15 protein-coding genes are annotated in these 18,667 nt (G+C 37.1%); 13 read left to right on the top strand and 2 right to left on the bottom strand.

What is annotated here, in order from left to right:
- Positions 1–22 precede the first annotated feature (22 nt).
- Together DHW03_RS05890 and DHW03_RS05885 are read left to right on the top strand one after the other, a co-directional pair.
- Positions 23–787: a sulfite exporter TauE/SafE family protein gene (locus DHW03_RS05890; protein ID WP_109924771.1), complete on the top strand. Its 765-nt coding sequence runs from the start codon at positions 23–25 to the stop codon at positions 785–787.
- A gap of 7 nt (positions 788–794) precedes the next feature.
- Positions 795–1,430, top strand: a complete 636-nt coding sequence (locus DHW03_RS05885; RefSeq protein ID WP_109924770.1) for a DNA-3-methyladenine glycosylase family protein — start codon at positions 795–797, stop codon at positions 1,428–1,430.
- 222 nt (positions 1,431–1,652) lie between these two features.
- Here DHW03_RS05885 and DHW03_RS05880 read toward each other — a convergent pair whose 3' ends face one another.
- Positions 1,653–2,777, bottom strand: coding sequence for an AI-2E family transporter (locus DHW03_RS05880; RefSeq protein ID WP_109924769.1), 1,125 nt, complete (start codon positions 2,775–2,777; stop codon positions 1,653–1,655).
- Between the two features lie 646 nt (positions 2,778–3,423).
- Between DHW03_RS05880 and mnmE the strand changes: the two genes are divergently transcribed.
- From mnmE to DHW03_RS05835, 9 genes are all read left to right on the top strand, one after another.
- On the top strand, positions 3,424–4,782 hold the full coding sequence (gene mnmE, locus DHW03_RS05875) for a tRNA uridine-5-carboxymethylaminomethyl(34) synthesis GTPase MnmE (RefSeq protein ID WP_109924768.1): 1,359 nt from the start codon (positions 3,424–3,426) through the stop codon (positions 4,780–4,782).
- A gap of 715 nt (positions 4,783–5,497) precedes the next feature.
- Positions 5,498–6,619, top strand: a complete 1,122-nt coding sequence (locus DHW03_RS05870; protein WP_099438174.1) for a DUF4268 domain-containing protein — start codon at positions 5,498–5,500, stop codon at positions 6,617–6,619.
- A 50-nt stretch (positions 6,620–6,669) separates the two neighbouring features.
- A complete protein-coding gene (locus DHW03_RS05865; protein ID WP_109924767.1) occupies positions 6,670–8,751 on the top strand; it encodes an ATP-dependent nuclease in 2,082 nt (693 codons plus the stop codon).
- A gap of 1 nt (position 8,752) precedes the next feature.
- Positions 8,753–10,573, top strand: a complete 1,821-nt coding sequence (locus DHW03_RS05860; protein WP_099438176.1) for a UvrD-helicase domain-containing protein — start codon at positions 8,753–8,755, stop codon at positions 10,571–10,573.
- A gap of 27 nt (positions 10,574–10,600) precedes the next feature.
- A complete protein-coding gene (locus DHW03_RS05855) occupies positions 10,601–10,963 on the top strand; it encodes a hypothetical protein (RefSeq protein WP_109924766.1) in 363 nt (120 codons plus the stop codon).
- A 159-nt stretch (positions 10,964–11,122) separates the two neighbouring features.
- Entirely contained in the window at positions 11,123–11,368 is a 246-nt protein-coding gene (locus DHW03_RS05850) for a DUF3253 domain-containing protein (RefSeq protein ID WP_109924765.1), read from the top strand.
- A 121-nt stretch (positions 11,369–11,489) separates the two neighbouring features.
- Entirely contained in the window at positions 11,490–12,698 is a 1,209-nt protein-coding gene (locus tag DHW03_RS05845; RefSeq protein WP_109924764.1) for a helix-turn-helix domain-containing protein, read from the top strand.
- 95 nt (positions 12,699–12,793) lie between these two features.
- Positions 12,794–14,968, top strand: coding sequence for a TonB-dependent receptor domain-containing protein (locus tag DHW03_RS05840; protein ID WP_109924763.1), 2,175 nt, complete (start codon positions 12,794–12,796; stop codon positions 14,966–14,968).
- 169 nt (positions 14,969–15,137) lie between these two features.
- On the top strand, positions 15,138–15,689 hold the full coding sequence (locus tag DHW03_RS05835; RefSeq protein ID WP_109924762.1) for a hypothetical protein: 552 nt from the start codon (positions 15,138–15,140) through the stop codon (positions 15,687–15,689).
- Positions 15,690–15,776: 87 nt separating this feature from the next.
- Here DHW03_RS05835 and DHW03_RS05830 read toward each other — a convergent pair whose 3' ends face one another.
- On the bottom strand, positions 15,777–16,055 hold the full coding sequence (locus DHW03_RS05830; RefSeq protein WP_109924761.1) for a DUF427 domain-containing protein: 279 nt from the start codon (positions 16,053–16,055) through the stop codon (positions 15,777–15,779).
- A 390-nt stretch (positions 16,056–16,445) separates the two neighbouring features.
- Between DHW03_RS05830 and DHW03_RS05825 the strand changes: the two genes are divergently transcribed.
- Together DHW03_RS05825 and DHW03_RS05820 are read left to right on the top strand one after the other, a co-directional pair.
- The gene (locus tag DHW03_RS05825) at positions 16,446–17,312 is read left to right on the top strand and encodes a DUF808 domain-containing protein (RefSeq protein WP_109924760.1); all 867 of its coding nucleotides are present in this window, start codon (positions 16,446–16,448) and stop codon (positions 17,310–17,312) included.
- 268 nt (positions 17,313–17,580) lie between these two features.
- Positions 17,581–18,585, top strand: coding sequence for an SDR family oxidoreductase (locus DHW03_RS05820; RefSeq protein WP_109925027.1), 1,005 nt, complete (start codon positions 17,581–17,583; stop codon positions 18,583–18,585).
- Positions 18,586–18,667: the final 82 nt, after the last annotated feature.

The raw sequence follows: 18,667 nt of genomic DNA, 5'->3' as shown, positions 1-18,667 counted from the left end.
CAAATGATTTACTAACTAACCCATGGTGAATGAATTGATTTTGCTTTGCCTAGTGGCTTTTGCTGCTGGTTTTATTGATGCCATTGTAGGTGGTGGCGGTTTATTGCAAACGCCTGCCACCTTATTAATTTTACCGCATTACCCCGTGGCAACCTTATTGGGTACAACCAAAATACCTTCCATAGCAGGTACTTCTTTAGCTGCATTTAAGTATTCTAAGCAAGTTAAATTTAATTTAAAGGTATTGATTGCTTGTGCAAGCGCGGCCTTTTGCACCGCGCTGTTGGGCGCATTCTTAGTGAGCAGGATCGACAATTCGGTAATTAAGCCTATTATTTTGGTGGTGTTGATTTTGGTTGCACTGTACACTTATTTCAATAAACAATTTGGCATTCATCAAGCTAAAAATCATACCCTAAAGCAACAGGTGTTAATGGCTGCAACCTTTGGTTTGTTGATTGGCTTTTACGATGGATTGATTGGGCCGGGTACAGGATCTTTTTTGATACTTGTTTTTATTGCAGTTTTAGGCTTCGATTTTATTGGTGCAAGTGCACATGCAAAAATAGTGAACATGGCTACGAACTTGGCCGCCATTATTTATTTCAGCTCTACAGGCCATATCTTATTTCAATATGCCATACCCATGGCTATTTTTAACCTAGGTGGGGCTTATTTTGGCACTAAGCTCGCTTTGCTTAAAGGCAATAAATTTGTTCGAATCTTCTTTTTGATTGTCGTTTTCGGAACCATTTTGAAGTTCGCTTACGACATTTTATATAAGTAAGTTAGGTATGTTTGAGAGATTTGAACAAGGGCAGTTTCATACCATTTGCGATCAGCTTGCTGCACTGGATGAAGATATGAAGTTAATTTTGGATCGGTATGGCTACCCACCTTTTTGGGCTCGGCCGAACACTTTCGAATCGCTGGTTCATATTATTTTGGAGCAACAGGTTTCGCTGGCTTCGGCATTGGCTGCATTAAACAAACTTAGAGGGAAAATCGACTTGATTACTCCTGAACGGTTGTTAAGTTTAAGTAATGAAGATTTACGGGCTTGCTATTTCAGTCGGCAAAAGACCATTTATGTTCGCCATCTGGCTGAAAAATTAGTTCATGGCGAGTTGTCGCTTGAGGCTTTAGAATTGATGAATGATGATGAGGTGCGGCATCAACTTAAGCTGGTAAAAGGTATAGGCGATTGGACGGTGGATATTTATCTGATTTTCATTCTTCATCATACGGATGTGTTTCCACTAGGCGATCTTGCCGCAGTAAATGCACTAAAACAATTGAAAAAATTAGATGCTTCTTCAAGCAAAGAGGATATTTTGTTTACGGCTTTGCATTGGAAGCCCTACCGATCGGTTGCGGTGATGATGCTGTGGCATTATTATCTGGAAAAACGGCGTTTGGGGCATAAATAACGAGAGTTGGGGATAAAAAAAGTATCTCTCAAAACTAACAAAGGGGTGTGTCACGAAACAAATTAGCTATGGCAGAGAAATTTATTTTGACTTGCTAAACCTTTTAAAGCACATCGTTCCTGCTGAATTTATTTCGGGCCTATGAATTGCCTTATTTTTCCCCTCGTAAATTAAACCGAAGGCAGGTTAATTCATTTATTTATAGTATTTTAGACTCAATATCTAGTCAGTTTTTTCGACACCAGATTTTACGGGTACGGGTTTCTTTTTACGGAAGCTTGCAAAACTCATTGGGCTTTTGGCTGGTCGTTCATCGCCAAGCAACGCACCCCATTGTTTAAACATTTCGGTGCGATCGAATATAACTTTTAATACAGCCACAATCGGTAGTGCAAGGAACATCCCAGAAACGCCTGCGACACTGCCGCCAATAAATACGCCAAGAATGGCAAAAAGGGCGTTTATTTTTACTTTAGAGCCTACAATTCTAGGCATTAAAATGTTATTGTCTAAAAATTGAACAAAGGCAATTACGCCCAAAACGGTAATTACGGGCCATAATTCTTGCGAGGAGGTTAGGGTTAACAGTACTCCAATTAGGTTGCCTATTAATGCCCCCACGTATGGGATTAAGTTTAAGATTGCAAAAATTACACCGATTAGTAAGGCATGTTTTATGCCGATGAGCATTAAAATACCGCCCAACAAGATGGTCATGTAGGTGATTTGAATTAGCAAACCAATAAGGTAACTTTTTATAATCGATTCGGTTTCATAAATGGCATCTTTCACTTTTGGGTGATGATTGGGTGTAAACCACATAAAGATGAAGCGCAATAAAATGTCTTTGTAAAACAGCATTAAGTAGATGTAAATTGGGAGTAGTCCGATAAATACGAATACGCCACTGAGGGTTACGGCGGCACCACCTGCAAGGGATGTGCCCATATTCATCAAATCATCGCTTTTATCCTGTATGAATGCTTTTTGCTGTTTATCGTTATAATGGGTTATTCTACTGATCCAATCGCTTAAGGAGTTGATGTGTTGGGTAACATTGGCTTTTATTTGAGGAAAATCTTTTGCTAAAATTCCAATTTGGTTGGAGAAAAACCAAACAATTAAGGCTACGAAAAGCGCCACGAGCATAATTGGAAGGATAATGGAAAGGCTTTCTGGGAATTTCTTTTTCTTTAAGAAACGGTAAACGGGCAACAGCATAATGCTGATAAAAAATGCCATAAGAATGGGCATGATAATATCGCGACCGATTACAACTACAGTAACCAGTGCCATTAGTCCCAGAAGTTCGATTGATCTCTTTACGGTTAAAGGAAAATTATTCATATTTAGTTTTAGAGTTCCTTGTTGTAAACATAGTGATTTTGGAAATGTTTTAATAGAGGCGTTTTTTTAAGGGAAATTGTGTTTTTGAGATTTAGTCGGCTGGCCGCCGCAGACGGGCTGGAGACCGTATCATTTTTTATTTTCCCACCGGAGTGGCCAAATTATTTTTTTATAATCCATTATTATGCGCTCTACTTTTGTATTTCTGCAGTAAAGCATTTAAACTGAATATTTATGCCACGGAAACACAGAATACACGGAACAGATAAAATTAATCAAGGGAAGTTTTAATTGAGCTTGCATGATATGTTCTTATTGACCTCGGCCTGGAAAAGCGACCTATTTAGGTGTAGTTGGTTTTTTAAACCCAATAGGAGCGGCATCCATTTGGCTTTTTCTGCCAAATGATACAGCGGATAGTGGGACTGAAGCAACCGATACCCACCGAACCTTGCTTTACAAATTTTTCTTATCCCCTTGAATTTTTGCATGATGATGGGAAGATGTGACTTTCAGAAACCCTAAATAGGAGCGTTCAGTTGGGCAAGAAATCCATTTTTTAACTGACGAATTAAAAAATAAAATTACTTCTACCCCATGTTTTACCCGTGGATTAGCCTTATTTTTGCAGTTTTAGAACAGACAAATGAATACTCAAGAAACCATTATTGCTTTATCTACGCCTCCGGGTTCGGGGGCGATTGGCGTAATCCGCCTTTCTGGACCTGACGCCATTCGATTAACGAATGAAGTTTTTGTAGGAAAGGATTTGGAAAAGCAGGCTTCGCACACCTTGCATTTTGGTTTAATAAAAGATGGCGAACAGCTTATTGATGAAGTTGTGGCGGGTTTGTTTGTTGCGCCAAAATCGTACACGAAAGAAAATGTGGTCGAAATTTCTTGTCATGGTTCTAATTATATTATTCAACAGATTATAAATCTACTGATTGGTAAAGGGGCAAGGGCCGCCAAACCTGGCGAATTTACTTTGCGTGCTTTTTTAAATGGCGCTTTTGATTTAAGTCAGGCAGAGGCAGTGGCAGATTTAATTGCTTCAAATTCAAAGGCTTCGCACGATGTGGCCTTGCAGCAAATGCGAGGTGGTTTTGCGAACGAGCTGAAGGGCTTGCGTGAACAATTGATTCATTTTGCCTCGATGATTGAACTGGAACTCGATTTTGCGGAGGAGGATGTGGAATTTGCCAATCGCGATCAATTGAGAAACCTCGTAACCAAAATAAATTATGTTTTACAGCGATTGATTTCTTCTTTCGAATTGGGGAATGTGATTAAAAATGGGGTGCCCATTGTTATTGCGGGTAAACCTAATGTGGGAAAATCGACCTTGTTAAATGCCTTGCTGAATGAGGAGCGTGCCATTGTATCTGACATCGCCGGAACCACGCGTGATACCATCGAAGATGAATTGAATATTGGTGGGGTGGTTTTTAGATTTATTGATACGGCCGGCATTAGAGATACGGCTGATATTATTGAGGCTTTGGGCGTTGAACGTACCCTCGAAAAAATGAAATTGGCCAAGTTGATTATTTATATGGCAGATGCCTCGCAGACGGTACCTGAACTGGATGAACAGATTAGGGGTTTAGCGAAATTGGAAATTCCGTATCTGATTTTATTGAATAAGGCCGATTTACTCTCTTCTGAGCAACGTGAATCGTTTACAGCTCTAGGTGTGGTATTTATTGCAGCTAAAGATAAAGTTGGGATTGATGAACTAAAAGTGACTTTGTTGGAACAGGTTAATTTACACCATATTAACACCAACGAAACCTTGGTCACCAATATCAGGCACGTGGAAGCTTTAAAACAAACCGAAACTGCTTTGCAACGTGTTCTACAGAACGTGGACAACCCCGTTACTTCTGATTTTTTAGCCATGGATATTAAACAAGCCTTACATTATTTAGGCGAAATTACAGGCACCGTTACTACCGACGATTTGCTTGAGAATATTTTTACGAAGTTTTGTATTGGGAAGTAGGTTGACACTAAATAACGCAAGCAGCTATAGATAAGGGGACGGTTAAATTCAATTGCGCCTATCCGTGGGATTACGAAGTGTGGAAGTCAAATCCAAATGCTATTCATTTGTTGTAGGTTATTTTTTCTTTTTGCTATAATTATATTGGGTGGGTAGGTATGTCAATTGGTTTTCTAAAAATTGGCTTTAAAACATCTTTTGATAGTCACTTGTAGCTTATCAGTCGGTACGCTATATTATAAAGGTTTTCATAAAACAGCATCAAATAAGAAACTAGTAAACATTTTTAGGTCGCAATACTCTTGTGGTTTTAAAAATGGAAACAAAAAATAATGATACGAAAGCTGATGTTAAAAATTAGGTGGATAAATAATTTTAATGTTTTCATAGAATCTTTCTACTTTAGGAAACGCTAAAACTAAAATACGCCCGACTAACGCTTTATGTCATTATTTCAAAAACCAATGATAACTATACAACTACAAAGTCAAGATAAATTTAAATTGATTTTGCAATGGAATATATCCAAGAACAACTTTCACAATACATTTATCCAAAATAATCTTCGTGGCAGTAAAGAGGGCCAATATCAAGAAGAGTTTTTAATTGACTGCTGAAGAAATCGATATAGTCGAGAATAGCTATAATTAACTGACCCTCAAATCCTAAAATAAAAATTACTTCTCCTAAAATAAAATTTAAATACGCTCATAAAATGTATCTAATAAATCCCGATAAAACCAGTATAAAAAAATTAGAAGAGAAGAAACTAAGCCAATTAGGAGTTAAAGAACGTAATCATTTACAAGAATGGATAGCCTCTAATCCTCAAGCACTGGGAGAAGATTTATTAATCATTCAAAAAGAATTCAATGGTTTTAATGATACTAACGAAAGACTTGATTTATTAGCTTTAGATAAACAGGGTATAATTGTAGTTATAGAAAATAAACTAGATGATAGTGGAAGAGATGTTACATGGCAAGCATTAAAGTACGCATCATATTGTTCTAGCTTGACAAAAGAACAAATTAGGAACATCTTTCAAGAATATTTGAAAAAGTCATTGAGTACCGATAGTGCCGAAGAAAAACTAGCTGAATTTTTTGAAAAAGAATACGAAGAAATTAGCTTAAATATGGGTGCAGGTCAGCGCATCATTATGGTTGCAGGCAAATTCAGGAAAGAAGTCACATCAACGGTGTTATGGTTGATGAACTATAAAATTAGAATTCAATGCTTTAAGGCAACTCCTTTTGTATTAGGCGAACACTGGTTTTTAACTGTAGAACAAATACTTCCAATCCAAGGAACGGAAGATTTTACTATTGGAATGGCAGAAAAAACCCAGGAGGATATTAGTTCACAAGAAGTTTTAAAGTCAAGGCATCATATACGCCTAGATTTTTGGAGTGAGTATATAAAATATAATAACGAACGGAATTTATTATTTAAAAACTCGTCACCAAGCAAGGATAACTGGATAGGAATTGGCATAGGCATCACTGGGGTTGGAATAAATAGTGTAATCTCGAAAAACTATGCAAGAGTTGAAATTTATATAAATAGAGGAGAGAAGGACGAAAACAAGAAAGTATTTGATTTCTATTTTAAACACAAGATAGAAATTGAAAGTCTTTTTGGGCAGGAATTGATTTGGGAGAGAATGGATGATCGGGTTTCGGCAAGAATTAAATGTCAGTTGAATGGGGTAAGTATTTTTGAAAAAGATAATTGGCATGAAATGATAACCTATATGTCTATAAATATCGAAAAACTAGAAAAGATTTTTAGACCGTATTCTTCAAAACTGTCTAGTTTTTTGAAAAATCAATAAACTGGCTTTAATATTATATAAATTCAACAAAAACCTAACTAAATAGGAATATGAAAATAACGCAACTCACTGTCACCAATTTTAGATTGCTGGAAAATATTACAATCAACATAGAAGATGACATAACCTTAATAGTAGGAAAAAATAACACAGGTAAAACGTCATTATTTGAAGTTATAAATCTATTTTTTGACACCAAGAATAGGATATCATTTCATGATTTCTCTTTAAATAGTCATGATGTTTTTAAATTATGCGATGCAAAATTTCAAAATGAATTGTTAGTTGAAATTGAGGATGATAAAAAAGATGAAATTGAAAAGTCTTTGATTAATGATATACCTAAGATCACTTTAAGTATTCAAGTTGAATATGATAAGGTGAAAGATTCTTTAATTAATATAAGTGATTTTATTTCCGATTTAGATGATACGAAATCAGATGCTACAATTCTTTTTAAATACGAACCTAAAGAAACAATTAATTTGTTTAGGTCATTCCATAATAGACCCAATAAGGACGTTGAACTAATAGAGTGGTTAAATGAGAATATATCATCTTTCTACACACTCCATGTTTTTGGTGGTGAAAACTTAATAGAAGATCATGTTTTAACGAAAATACTTTCTGTAATAAATTTTGAGACAATCCAAGCATCAAGAAAACTTGATGATACAAAAATGGATAAAAACAGATCTTTGGCACTTGGATTTTCTGACTACTATCAAAACATTCATGGAGATAATAATGCAGATGTAGAAAGTTTGAAAGATACGCTGAAAAGTGTTTCTACTGTTTTAGATGGCAAGTATGAAAAGGTTCTTGAAAAAATTCTTGAGAAATTGAAGTCTTTTGGTATTGATAAGGATATTAATATTCCTGAGATCATACTGAAATCAAAATTTGATCCTGAATCAATTATTCGAAACAACATAAAGTACTATTACAAAAGTGGTGATATAGAACTGCCAGAAAATTACAATGGATTAGGTTATAGCAACCTAATATTTCTTGTTTTAAAAATTGTAGCCTTTATTGAAAATTTCAAAAAAAACAAAGAAAAAAATGCAACTGAAATTCTGACAATTTTAATAGAAGAGCCTGAAGCGCATTTACATCCCCAAATGCAACAAGTTTTTGTAGAGCAAATAAGAGAAACAATTTCTAAGGCTTTAATTGAGGATAGTATTCAAGTACAATTAATTATTAGCACTCATTCATCTCATATGATTGCCGAAGCAGGTTTAAATGTCAAACGAAGCTTTGAAAGAATACGATATTTCAATAAATATAAAAAAGAAGATAGAACAATTGTTGAGGTAAAAGATTTTAATGAATTTAAGCATAAGGAAACAGATAAAGATACATTTCGATTTTTAAAACAATATTTAAATCTGCATAAATGCGATTTGTTTTTTGCAGATAAAGTTATTATGGTTGAGGGAATCACAGAAAAAATATTAATGCCATTATTTATTAGAAAAGTAGCTAAACAACTTGAAAATGAATATGTATCCATAATTGAAGTTGGAGGAGCATATACCCATAAATTTAAAGAATTTTTTAAGTTTTTAAATACAAAGGTTTTGGTAATAACTGACATTGATTCTGTGGACGCAATGACGAATAAATCTTGTCACGTACTAAAAGAGATGGCAAACACAAGTAATTCAACATTGTCAACCTGGTTACCTCAAAAAACAAAAATTTCTGAATTATTGGCCTTGACTTTTGATGAAAAACTAGATGAATCTAAAATTATTAGAGTAGCTTTTCAAATTAAAGAAGATGATGGAGATTTTGTGCCAAGAAGTCTAGAGAATGCCATAATTAATTGTAATCAAACATTTTTTAAAAGTAAATATTTAATCGAAGATGAAATAGAAAAAGAGGTTTATAAATCTTTTTCTTTTCAAAAGTTGAAGAACATAGATGAATTGATCTATATGGATACAAGTAGAGATCAATCTGATGTAGACCCTTCTTCAAAACAAAAGACAGATTTTACATTTGATTTAATGACTTTTGATGAAAAGGGAACTAATCTTGAATGGAAAGTGCCAAAGTACATAAAAGAAGGTTTAGAATGGTTGTCAAAAAACGAACATTTATTAACAGTAAAAGTTGATTAAGATGGAGGCATTTGAGCAAATAAAGCAATGTATTGAAGTTAATTCAAGCTTTGTGGTGGAGGCTGGTGCAGGTTCTGGAAAAACTTATGCATTAATTCAAACCCTGAATTATTTAATAGAAACTAAAGGAGAGGTATTACATACTAAAAAACAAAATATAGTTTGCATTACTTACACGAATGTTGCTAAAAACGAAATCATTAAACGGATTGAATATAATGACTTAGTTGAGGTTTCTACAATTCATGAGTTCTTATGGCAGTCTATCAAACAGTTTCAGAAGCAATTGAAAATTCAACTTTGTAAACTTAATGAAATAAGATTAAAAATTGATGAAACTAAAGGTAAGGAAACAAAATACATTAAAAATCTGAATGAGCGGATTAATTTAGTTAGTGAAGTTTTTTACAACGATTCTTCTTTTCGTGATTTTGAAAAAGGTGAACTTCATCATGACGACGTGATTGAGTTGTCAAAAATGCTTTTTAAAGAATATCCATTATTAACCTCTATTATCGCTCAGAAATTTCCATATATTTTAATTGATGAGTATCAGGATACTTCAATAGAAACAATTGAAGCTTTAATAGATTGTTTATTAATGCGTAATAAAGACAAGATAATCCTTGGATTTTATGGCGACTCTCATCAAAAAATTTACGATACTGGAATCGGAAGTCTTGAAAATTATTATGAAGGAGAAAATAAAGTACTTAGGTTAATCAAAAAAGAAGAAAATTATAGATCGTCAAGAGCTGTGGTTGATCTACTTAATAACTTTAGAACAAATATTAAACAAGAACCCAAAAGGGATGTAGACGGATCTATAAAATTTATTTATTGGGGAAATCATCCTGAAAAAGAACCCAAACAAAAGGTTAGAGAGTTTGAAGATTCCTTAAAAAAGTTTAAAAATGATTTTTATGAGGAAGTCAATCATAAATTGATTGGGTTGGGCTGGGATTTCAGTAGCAATAATTTAGATAAGATTTTAGTGTTAGCTAACAGTAGAATTGCAGATAGGGCTGGATTTTTGAAATTATATAAAATTTATTCTGAACGATATGGTCAATCAACGAAAGAACGACTTTTAGATAGAAATCATTTTCTAATTAAGTTGTTTACAGGATATATTGATAAAAAGACTTCTCAAGAAAGGGAGATTGGTTTAGAACATCTGATGACTTACTGGTTGGAAAATAATCATAATAAAGCGATTAGATTTTTAAGAAGAAATGGAACTGCTTTACATGAATTTCAGCATCCAAAGAAAAAAGAAATATCTGATATATTAGATGATTTATCCAATAATAGAAACAATAAAACAGTGAAAGAAGTATTGGATGTTGTTTTGCAAAAAGGGATTGTTTATTCTAAAAATTATGAAGAATTTATTTCTCGTATTTATCAAGATTTGGAAGGCTTTGATCCAGAAATCAAAGAAAAAATTGAAAAGGACAAATCCTTTTATGAGTCGTTTATAAATCTTTCATATAGTGAAATTATGAACTTTTGGAAACATATTCAAAATGAAACAGTTTTCTCAACTAAACATGGAACAAAAGGAGATGAATATAGAAATGTATTAACTGTGATTGATGACACTGAATGGAAGCAAGAATATAATTTTAATAATTTCTTTAATAATTGTGACGAAAAGCCTGAAAGGTCGTTAAGAACTCGTAATCTTTTTTACGTTGAGTGTTCAAGAGCCAAAGAAAATTTAGTTGTTTTAATGTTATCTAAAATTGAAGATGATGCTTTAGCAAATGTTAGAAGTTGGTTTGGGAATAAGAATGTTGTTGATATAGAACAATTTTAAACGATTAATTTTTAAGACAATTAACCTATGAACTCAAGCCAATTTCAGTCAGGGGATATATTAAAAGCTAACATTTGCGATATAAATAATGGGTTTCACCCAATTATATTTATTGATGGGAATTCTGATAAAGATTTCATCGGTGCAATGATAACCCATAGCGATTACAATAATGTTAATGTTTTAATGGACGAATCTCATTTTAAGTCCACATTCGATTTTAAATTTGAAAACACCTATCTTGTTTTAGGAAGATTTATCAAACCCGAAGAATGGGGGCCATTTAAAAAGATTGGAGAATTAAGTCATGTTGGACTCGAATTCGTAAATGAGTCTATAAATAATCTGCCAATGGAAACATTTAACGATTACTTTAATAGAATGAAGTAATATCATTAATGTATTTTGTACCTTTTTTGTACCTAAATCATCTTAACTGTCTATTAATCAGTATCAATTTACTTTCTGTATTGGGAACTAGCCTACACTAGCCTTTCCTCATCCACCCACCATTAAAATCAAATGCCTGGTTTCGTTTGTTAACGTGATATGCAAAACTCTCCCGATATTTCACAGACCATTTTAGGTGTCGCTGGGCAAAGAGGGACCGAAAAAAGTACCTGTCCATCTGAAATTGCAAGGATGTTGTTTCCGGATGATTGGCGCAAGCATATGAAAGAGATCGTTGACGCGGCCATCAAACTCCAGAATGAGGGGAAAGTTCTGATTACCCAGAAAGGCAATCCTATTGATACGAAAAAGATTAAGGGGCCGATTCGGATCAAAATCAGCTGAAGTTAAAAGAAAAGAATTTCGAGAGTTGTAATGATGGAATGCACTTAAAGTGGTATTTTCCAAGATTTTTGAATCGCTTCCAAAGTATATTCAAATTTCCATTTTTTCGCTAAATTGCCCTATGCTTTTCGAATTTGGCCTGCAGAGCTGCCTGCTGTTGATTTTTTTCTTTCACATACTGGTTTATTCATTTCTGTTTTTTAAGAGAAGCTTAAATCAAGATAACTATGCAGATCGGCTGGTCGGCTGGTTTTTGCTCATTGCTGCTTTGCTTATCGTACCTTTTATGGTTGGCTTCGCTGGCTGGTACGACAATCAGCCTTACCGCGATGTCCTTTTCTTCGTTCCCTTTGTGCACAGCCTTTTTATCGGGCCGCTGCTTTATTTCTACACCAGATCCATTTTCAACTATAGTTTCCGAATAAAAGGGATGGACTGGTTACATTTTTTGCCAGGCTTTATGTATCTGATGGCCACCATTGGAACAAGCCTTATCGATATTCTTTATTACAAAGGCTACCACTTTACGAATGAGGGTGAGGATGCCGATTTTGCAGATTGGTACACCCTTCTATCTACGTTCAGCGTTTTGGCTTACCTATTCCTTGCAATACGATACTACAATCAATACAAGCGTTACACGGCGATGGCAACCTCCTTTGCAGATCAGGCAAGCTTGAAATGGCTACGGAACTTTCTGTATGCCTTTGCCTTACTGAGCGTGCTACCCGTAGTAAGATTGATCCTTGCGAACTTTGAATTTTTCGAGCGTATGCGGTATTTCGGTCCATGGTACTATTATCTCGGCTTTGCTATCGTGGTTTATTATATTGCCATCAATGCTTTTCACGCCGTTTATCTTCCATTGCATAAATTGCAGTTCTATCCGAGCCTGCTTTCTGGTTTTGAAGAAGAAAAAACTTTAGCAATCGTGGAGACGCGCGAAGAAAACAATTCGATTGCATCACCCGCCAAGCCAGATGCGAAAATGATTGGTTTGGGAAACGAACTTGTGGCACTTATGGAAAAGGAAACGCTCTTTGAGCGTTCGGACCTTACCTTAAGTGAGGTTGCAAAGAAATTAGGAACCAATCAGGTGCTACTCAGCCGTGTGGTTAACCAACAATTTGGACTCAACTTCAACGATTATATTAATAAGTATCGTGTTAATGCGGTGATTGAAAGACTTTCATTGCCAGCCTTCAAAAACCAAACACTGTTGGCCATTGCATTTGACGCAGGGTTTAACTCAAAGGCGACCTTTAATAGAAGCTTTAAAAAATTTACTGGCAAAACACCAAAAGACTATCTTGATTTATGTGAAAAGTAGCAGATTATAATCTGATACCTATAGTTGTTGTCTCAAATCGTGATTTGAGGCGATGGGGGCTATGATTATTCGGAGTTTTGAAGAAAAAACCGATTATGAAACGACCATCATTCCTCTGCGCCCTTGTGTTAATCTGCTTGTCTGCAACGGCACAACAACCAAGCCCTCCCGCCACGGAGAAAAAAATTGATACGGTTAAAACTTACCTGCTTAAAGATGTGAGTATAAAAGGCAGTGTGCCCGCTGTGCAAATCAAAACCGGAAAAATTCTATTTAATGTCGAATCCCTGCCAACTGCTGCCGGCCTAAATGCGCTCGAACTCCTACGCCAGGTTCCTGGGGTAACGGTAGATGGGCAGGACAACGTTAAAATTAGCGGAAAGAATGGGGTGCAGGTATTGCTAGACGGCCGAATGCAAACACTTAATGCCCAGCAACTGTCAATTCTCCTCAAGGGGACTTCTGGTGCGAGCCTGAAAACAATAGAGGTGATTTCAAACCCATCTTCCAAATACGATGCCGCTGGAAATGCAGGGATTATCAACCTAATTTTTAAAAAATCAGGTGCTAATGGTTTGAGTGGAAATGTATTGGCGGGCTATCAAAAAATGCAGCATTATAGGCAAGACAATGCTGTGAATCTGAATCTTAAATCGAACGGACTTACTGCTTTTTTCAACGCCAATCTCGAAAATAGCCTTCAGTTTACCAAGGTAACCAGCAATCGAATCCTTTCCGATAAGGTATTAAGCCAACTCGGAACAGAAAGACAAGGCTATAGCAACACGATGGTTCGCTCTGGAATTGAGCTCAAAATGAGTAAAAGGAGTAAAATTGGTACCATTATCTCTTTCCAACGCACTTGGGATGATTTTCCGTCGAACGCCAGTACAAATGTCTCTGGAAGCAATCCCGATCTGCTCTCCACCAACGCGCTTGCCAATTTAACGGAAAACCGGTTCGGGGTAAACCTAAACTACCAGCTTACGGGCATCAAAGGCGAAAAGTTTTCCATAGAGGGCGATTGGCTTCGCTATTGGTCGAGCTTGGGCAACAATGTAAACAATATCTTTTCAGGCACAGGGCAGTCTTCAAAATCAGAGAACGACACTCAGACTGGCATAGACTTGTTTTCCATTAAAGCGGATTATACTCAAAAATTAGGTAAAGCGAATCTTGAATCGGGCCTGAAATTTTCATCCAGTGGAACAGCAAATCTTTTGAACGGAAAACAAACTTCTAGCAACTTTGGCGAAATTTTGCAGATTAATGATTTTCGCTACACAGAGAAAATAGCAGCTGCCTATTTTACGCTTGAGCAAACTTTTGGGAAATTTAACTTTCAGGCTGGGCTTCGCGGTGAATTTACCGACATGAAGGGTATTTCAATAGATGAATCAGGGATCAGGACAAATAGGCCTGATAGTTCCTACTTCAATGTTTTTCCGACTTTTTTTTCCAGATATCAGATGAATGAAAAAAGCAGCATCGGCCTTGCCTACAGCAGGCGCTTGGGAAGGCCATCTTTTCAAGACCAGAACCCATATTTATACCGTACCGATTTTTATTATGCTTCGAGAGGAAACCCCCTTCTTTTGCCACAGTTTACTCAAAGTATCGAACTGGATTATACTTTTAACGGGCAAACGCAAATCAAAGTGAGCTACAGTTCCACTTCCGATCTGATTGAAGTGATCCGGACTCAGCAGGCAGATCAGACCTTGGAAACGCCTGTCAACGCAGGGAGGAGGAGTTTCTTGAACCTTAGCCTATCCACGCCCTTCAAATTGTTAAAAGCTTGGAGCGGATATTTTTCGGCAGAACCCTATTACCAATTCTATAAGGCAGACTTATCGGCCTACTCAGGTCTTTCTGCTATTGACCAGGGTGGTTATGGTTTCAACGGTTACCTCAGCAACACAGTGGATTTGGGGGAGGGCTGGAAAGCTGGCCTAAGTGCTTGGTTCAATTATGCAAGTCGATCTTCTATTTATGCAACCAAGCCCATTTACAGCGTTGATTTTACGCTCAAGAAGCCAATATTTAACGATCGACTGAACCTCAGTTTGGCCATGCGAGATATATTCAATACCCAAAAATGGACCCAAACGGCGGTTTTAAGCAATCTTAACCAAACAAATTCCAGAAAATGGGAAAGCAGGGGCGTTTATATTGGGGTAAATTATAATTTCGGGAATAAAAAAATCAAGTCTGCAGGCAACGGAAAACAAAAAACAGAAGAGCAGGAGCGCATCAAGTCTCGGGGTTAAAGATTATGACTTATGGAAGCGTGGAGTTCGTGCTTCCTTAATGCTTTGCTGCGGTTGGGGTGAAACGCTAGATTCGATTAATTTTGCATATCTTCTTTGTGATTGAAACTTTAAGCTGTAGCGTTAGTCGTTTGGCAATCGTTTTAAGGAAAACAACGATTAAAACTCCATGAAAAAAACCGCCTCAATTGCCCAAATCCTGTTTGTGATGTTGTCTCTTACCATTGCTTATGGCTGTAAAAAAGACTCCATGCCTGCCAACAAGCCGACTGTAGATTCCTACCTTCCTATGCAGGTTGGAAATCTTTGGTATGCAAACCAAGAAAACTACACCGAGATTCAGGATAGCGTGATTATTGGTGGGAAGCTTTTTTATAAATTTTATTCTTTAATAGGTGGAGATGGGGTAGCCATTTCGTTCTTACGTATTGATGAGCAGGGAAAACTGATTGCCGGCGACACAAGAAATCCTGCTTTTAGGGCTGTGCGTGGTGATTTCAATGCTAAGGTTGGCGACAAATTCTTTACCACTGGCGACGGTACCGACACCGACCAAGAGGTGACTGTGATACAGAAATCAGATTCAGAAATTACTTTTTCTTTCGATGCGGTTTATCATCCAAACCTAAAAGGGCACCCTTTTCAAGTGAAGTACATCAAGGGGCAGGGTTTTCCTGGCAACTGGACCAAATTGAAGATAAACGGCGTGGTTTACAAATAATCCTTATAATCGGTACCATAGCAAGGGCAACCGTGCGGGCAATAACTAACTTGAATAAGAACAGAAAGCAAAAGATAGAAAATAATCTTATCCGACCTTCACGCCCTTCCAAAAAGCAATATAACCCTTGATCTCATGAGCCGCTTCCTTCGGGTTTGGATAATACCAAGCTGCATCTTCATTTCTTTGGCCATCTACTTCTAGGGTATAATAAGATGCTTCACCTTTCCACGGGCAAGTGGTATGTTTATTTGATGGCTTAAAAAACGCTTTATTTATCGATTCAGCAGGGAAATAGTGATTGTTTTCAATCACGATTGTATCGTTGCTTTCCGCCAATGTTTGACCGTTCCAGGTTGCTTTCATGTTATTGATTTAGAGATGTTGAGCTCTAAATTACCAATTTGTTTTGAAGAATTTTGCAATTGAAAACAAATGCTTCCTATTTTTACTAAAGCGTTCTATCATAAATTCTTGTATTGTTTTAGGGCTTTCGTTACCTATTTGTGCTTATGAGCTTATTTCAGTAAAATAATTGGTATGATAAAACATAATCTACTAAAGGCTGTTATAGGCAGCGATAGGTTTTGGATATAGATTGCCCAAATCGATGCTTAGGTAAATGCTGGCAGCAAAATACTTTGTAATCAGGTAGCGAATGGGGTTTCAACAACAAGTTTTTTGAGTGCAATAGATTACTTTCCGTTCAGCAGTTTAAATTTTAAATTCAATTAAACAGTATAATTAGATTAATATATGGCGTCAGGTTTTTTTGCAGTTTTAGATGATATTGCAGCTTTAATGGATGATGTGGCGGTGAGTGCCAAACTGGCGACAAAGAAAACGGCGGGAATACTAGGGGATGACTTGGCCGTAAATGCGGAAAAGGCAACAGGATTTCTCTCCTCAAGAGAATTGCCCGTATTGTGGGCCATTACTAAGGGCTCATTCATTAATAAACTGATCATCGTACCCGTCGCACTCTTGCTGAGTTCATTTTTTCCTGCTGCAATCACAGTTATTCTTTTACTTGGCGGGTGCTACCTTGCTTATGAAGGTGTAGAAAAGGTAGTTGAATATTTTTTTCCTTCGGCAACTGTTGCTGAGGTAAAAGAAGAAAAGCAGCCTGAAAATGAAGCTTCGCTGGAGCAATCAAAAGTGAAATCTGCAATTACAACAGATTTTATACTTTCTGTTGAGATTGTTATCATTGCTTTGGGCAGTGTTTCGGGTCAAGATTTATTGCTTCAAATCTTAACCGTTTCCATTGTTGCTTTGGTGGCTACGGTAGGCGTGTATGGGATTGTCGCCCTAATCGTTAGAATGGATGACGGTGGACATGCTTTGATAAAAAAATCAAATGGAAAGGGAATTGTAAATTCGGTGGGTACGCTATTGGTTAAGGCCTTACCGCTTGTTATCCGGATGCTCAGTTTTTTCGGAACGGTAGCGCTCATTTTAGTGGCCGGCGGGATTTTTGTGCATAACCTGAACTTTCTCCATGAGCTGATGCCTAACATCCCCTCAATGATCTATGAATTTCTAATTGGATTGCTGGTTGGGCTAGTTGCCCTGGGTTTATTTGCTCTAGTTAAGCTGCTGTTGGGCTTTTTTCGTAAGTAGGCGCCCCGCGATTAATTGATTAACAGCATCATCTTGCCTTTTACTAATTTGTTGTAGGATGATTTCGAATCCAATCGAGACATTTTTGAGATTAAGTGAATAGATTTTTCTTGTATAAAAATGATATTTGGTTTCTACGTCGCCCTCAACAGAGCCCACGCCTTATAGGAATGCAGATGTTTTCTATTTTCCAAAACATTTTTTCATTTTCTGCTGTAGTAAAATAGTACATATTAAGTGGGCAATGCCTGCAAAAACTACATTACCTATGGAAAACAAAGAAACAATTACCAGACGCCAAGCAGTTGCTGGTTTGGGTTTAGGCATTGCGGGTCTAGCCGTAACGCCCAGCTTCGCGGCAGAAAATTTATCAATTTCGGAAAAAGAGGCGATGGCACTTATCGATCCGACTACAAAATATCCACGACCTCCTTTTAAAGCACAAAAGCAGCCATTCCCTGGCTTAGCCAGCAAGATGGACCCTCGTCCAGACCATGGCGAGCAGACTTACAAGGGATCTGGCAGGCTGATGGGTAGAAAGGCATTAATTACAGGAGGAGATTCGGGTATGGGAAGAGCAGCTGCCATTGCTTTTGCCAGAGAAGGCGCCGATGTGGTAGTCAACTACCTTCCTGCTGAAGAACAGGATGCAAGAGAAGTGATTGAGCTGATTACCAAGGCTGGAAGAAAGGGCTATGCCATTCCGGGAGATCTTCGTGAAGAATCTTTCTGCAAGCGCCTAGTAGAAGAAAGCGTAAGCAAACTTGGAGGGCTAGATATTGTGGTAAGCAATGCGGCAAGACAGCAAACCAAGCCTTCAATACTAGACATTAGTACAGAAGATTTTGATGCGACGATGAAAACCAACATATACGGGCCATTTTGGTTATTGAAGGCATCGATCCCTCACTTAAAACCTGGATCAAGCATTATTGTAACAACATCTGAACAGGCTACTGATCCGTCGCCAGAACTTTTTGATTACGCTCAAACGAAGGCAGCAAATACAAGTACGGTACGATCGCTTGCTAAGTCTCTAGCACCAAAAGGGGTGAGGGTAAATGGTGTAGCACCTGGTCCGATTTGGACACCGCTCCAAGTAGGCGGAGGCGCAACAGATGAAAAGCTGAAAGAATTTGGTAAAGCTACTCCGATGGGAAGACCAGGTCAGCCTGCCGAATTGGCTTCGATTTATGTCCAGCTTGCCGATAATGGAGCAAGCTACTCAACCGGACAAATTTATGGGGCAATGGGCGGCGGTGGTCAGCCGTAAGCCAATTTAATATAAGAGTTACTATTAATTCCCTGTTACATCAATACGATGTGGCAGGGTTTTTTTGTTTGTAAAATCTGTC

The sequence above is a fragment of the Pedobacter yonginensis genome (assembly GCF_003173595.1).
GTDB lineage: Bacteria > Bacteroidota > Bacteroidia > Sphingobacteriales > Sphingobacteriaceae > Pedobacter > Pedobacter yonginense.
Note: the sequence above shows the minus strand (reverse complement) of the source record. Positions and strands in the feature narration are given on the sequence as shown.

What these genes read in the sequence shown, in the direction of transcription:
- DHW03_RS05880 (WP_109924769.1), bottom strand. Translation starts at nt 2,777, where the DNA reads ATGAATAATTTTCCTTTAACCGTAAAGAGATCAATCGAACTTCTGGGA.
- mnmE (WP_109924768.1), top strand. Translation starts at nt 3,424, where the DNA reads ATGAATACTCAAGAAACCATTATTGCTTTATCTACGCCTCCGGGTTCG.
- DHW03_RS05855 (WP_109924766.1), top strand. Translation starts at nt 10,601, where the DNA reads ATGAACTCAAGCCAATTTCAGTCAGGGGATATATTAAAAGCTAACATT.
- DHW03_RS05835 (WP_109924762.1), top strand. Translation starts at nt 15,138, where the DNA reads ATGAAAAAAACCGCCTCAATTGCCCAAATCCTGTTTGTGATGTTGTCT.
- DHW03_RS05825 (WP_109924760.1), top strand. Translation starts at nt 16,446, where the DNA reads ATGGCGTCAGGTTTTTTTGCAGTTTTAGATGATATTGCAGCTTTAATG.
- DHW03_RS05860 (WP_099438176.1), top strand. Translation starts at nt 8,753, where the DNA reads ATGGAGGCATTTGAGCAAATAAAGCAATGTATTGAAGTTAATTCAAGC.
- DHW03_RS05830 (WP_109924761.1), bottom strand. Translation starts at nt 16,055, where the DNA reads ATGAAAGCAACCTGGAACGGTCAAACATTGGCGGAAAGCAACGATACA.
- DHW03_RS05865 (WP_109924767.1), top strand. Translation starts at nt 6,670, where the DNA reads ATGAAAATAACGCAACTCACTGTCACCAATTTTAGATTGCTGGAAAAT.
- DHW03_RS05890 (WP_109924771.1), top strand. Translation starts at nt 23, where the DNA reads ATGGTGAATGAATTGATTTTGCTTTGCCTAGTGGCTTTTGCTGCTGGT.
- DHW03_RS05845 (WP_109924764.1), top strand. Translation starts at nt 11,490, where the DNA reads ATGCTTTTCGAATTTGGCCTGCAGAGCTGCCTGCTGTTGATTTTTTTC.
- DHW03_RS05850 (WP_109924765.1), top strand. Translation starts at nt 11,123, where the DNA reads ATGCAAAACTCTCCCGATATTTCACAGACCATTTTAGGTGTCGCTGGG.
- DHW03_RS05820 (WP_109925027.1), top strand. Translation starts at nt 17,581, where the DNA reads ATGGAAAACAAAGAAACAATTACCAGACGCCAAGCAGTTGCTGGTTTG.
- DHW03_RS05840 (WP_109924763.1), top strand. Translation starts at nt 12,794, where the DNA reads ATGAAACGACCATCATTCCTCTGCGCCCTTGTGTTAATCTGCTTGTCT.
- DHW03_RS05870 (WP_099438174.1), top strand. Translation starts at nt 5,498, where the DNA reads ATGTATCTAATAAATCCCGATAAAACCAGTATAAAAAAATTAGAAGAG.
- DHW03_RS05885 (WP_109924770.1), top strand. Translation starts at nt 795, where the DNA reads ATGTTTGAGAGATTTGAACAAGGGCAGTTTCATACCATTTGCGATCAG.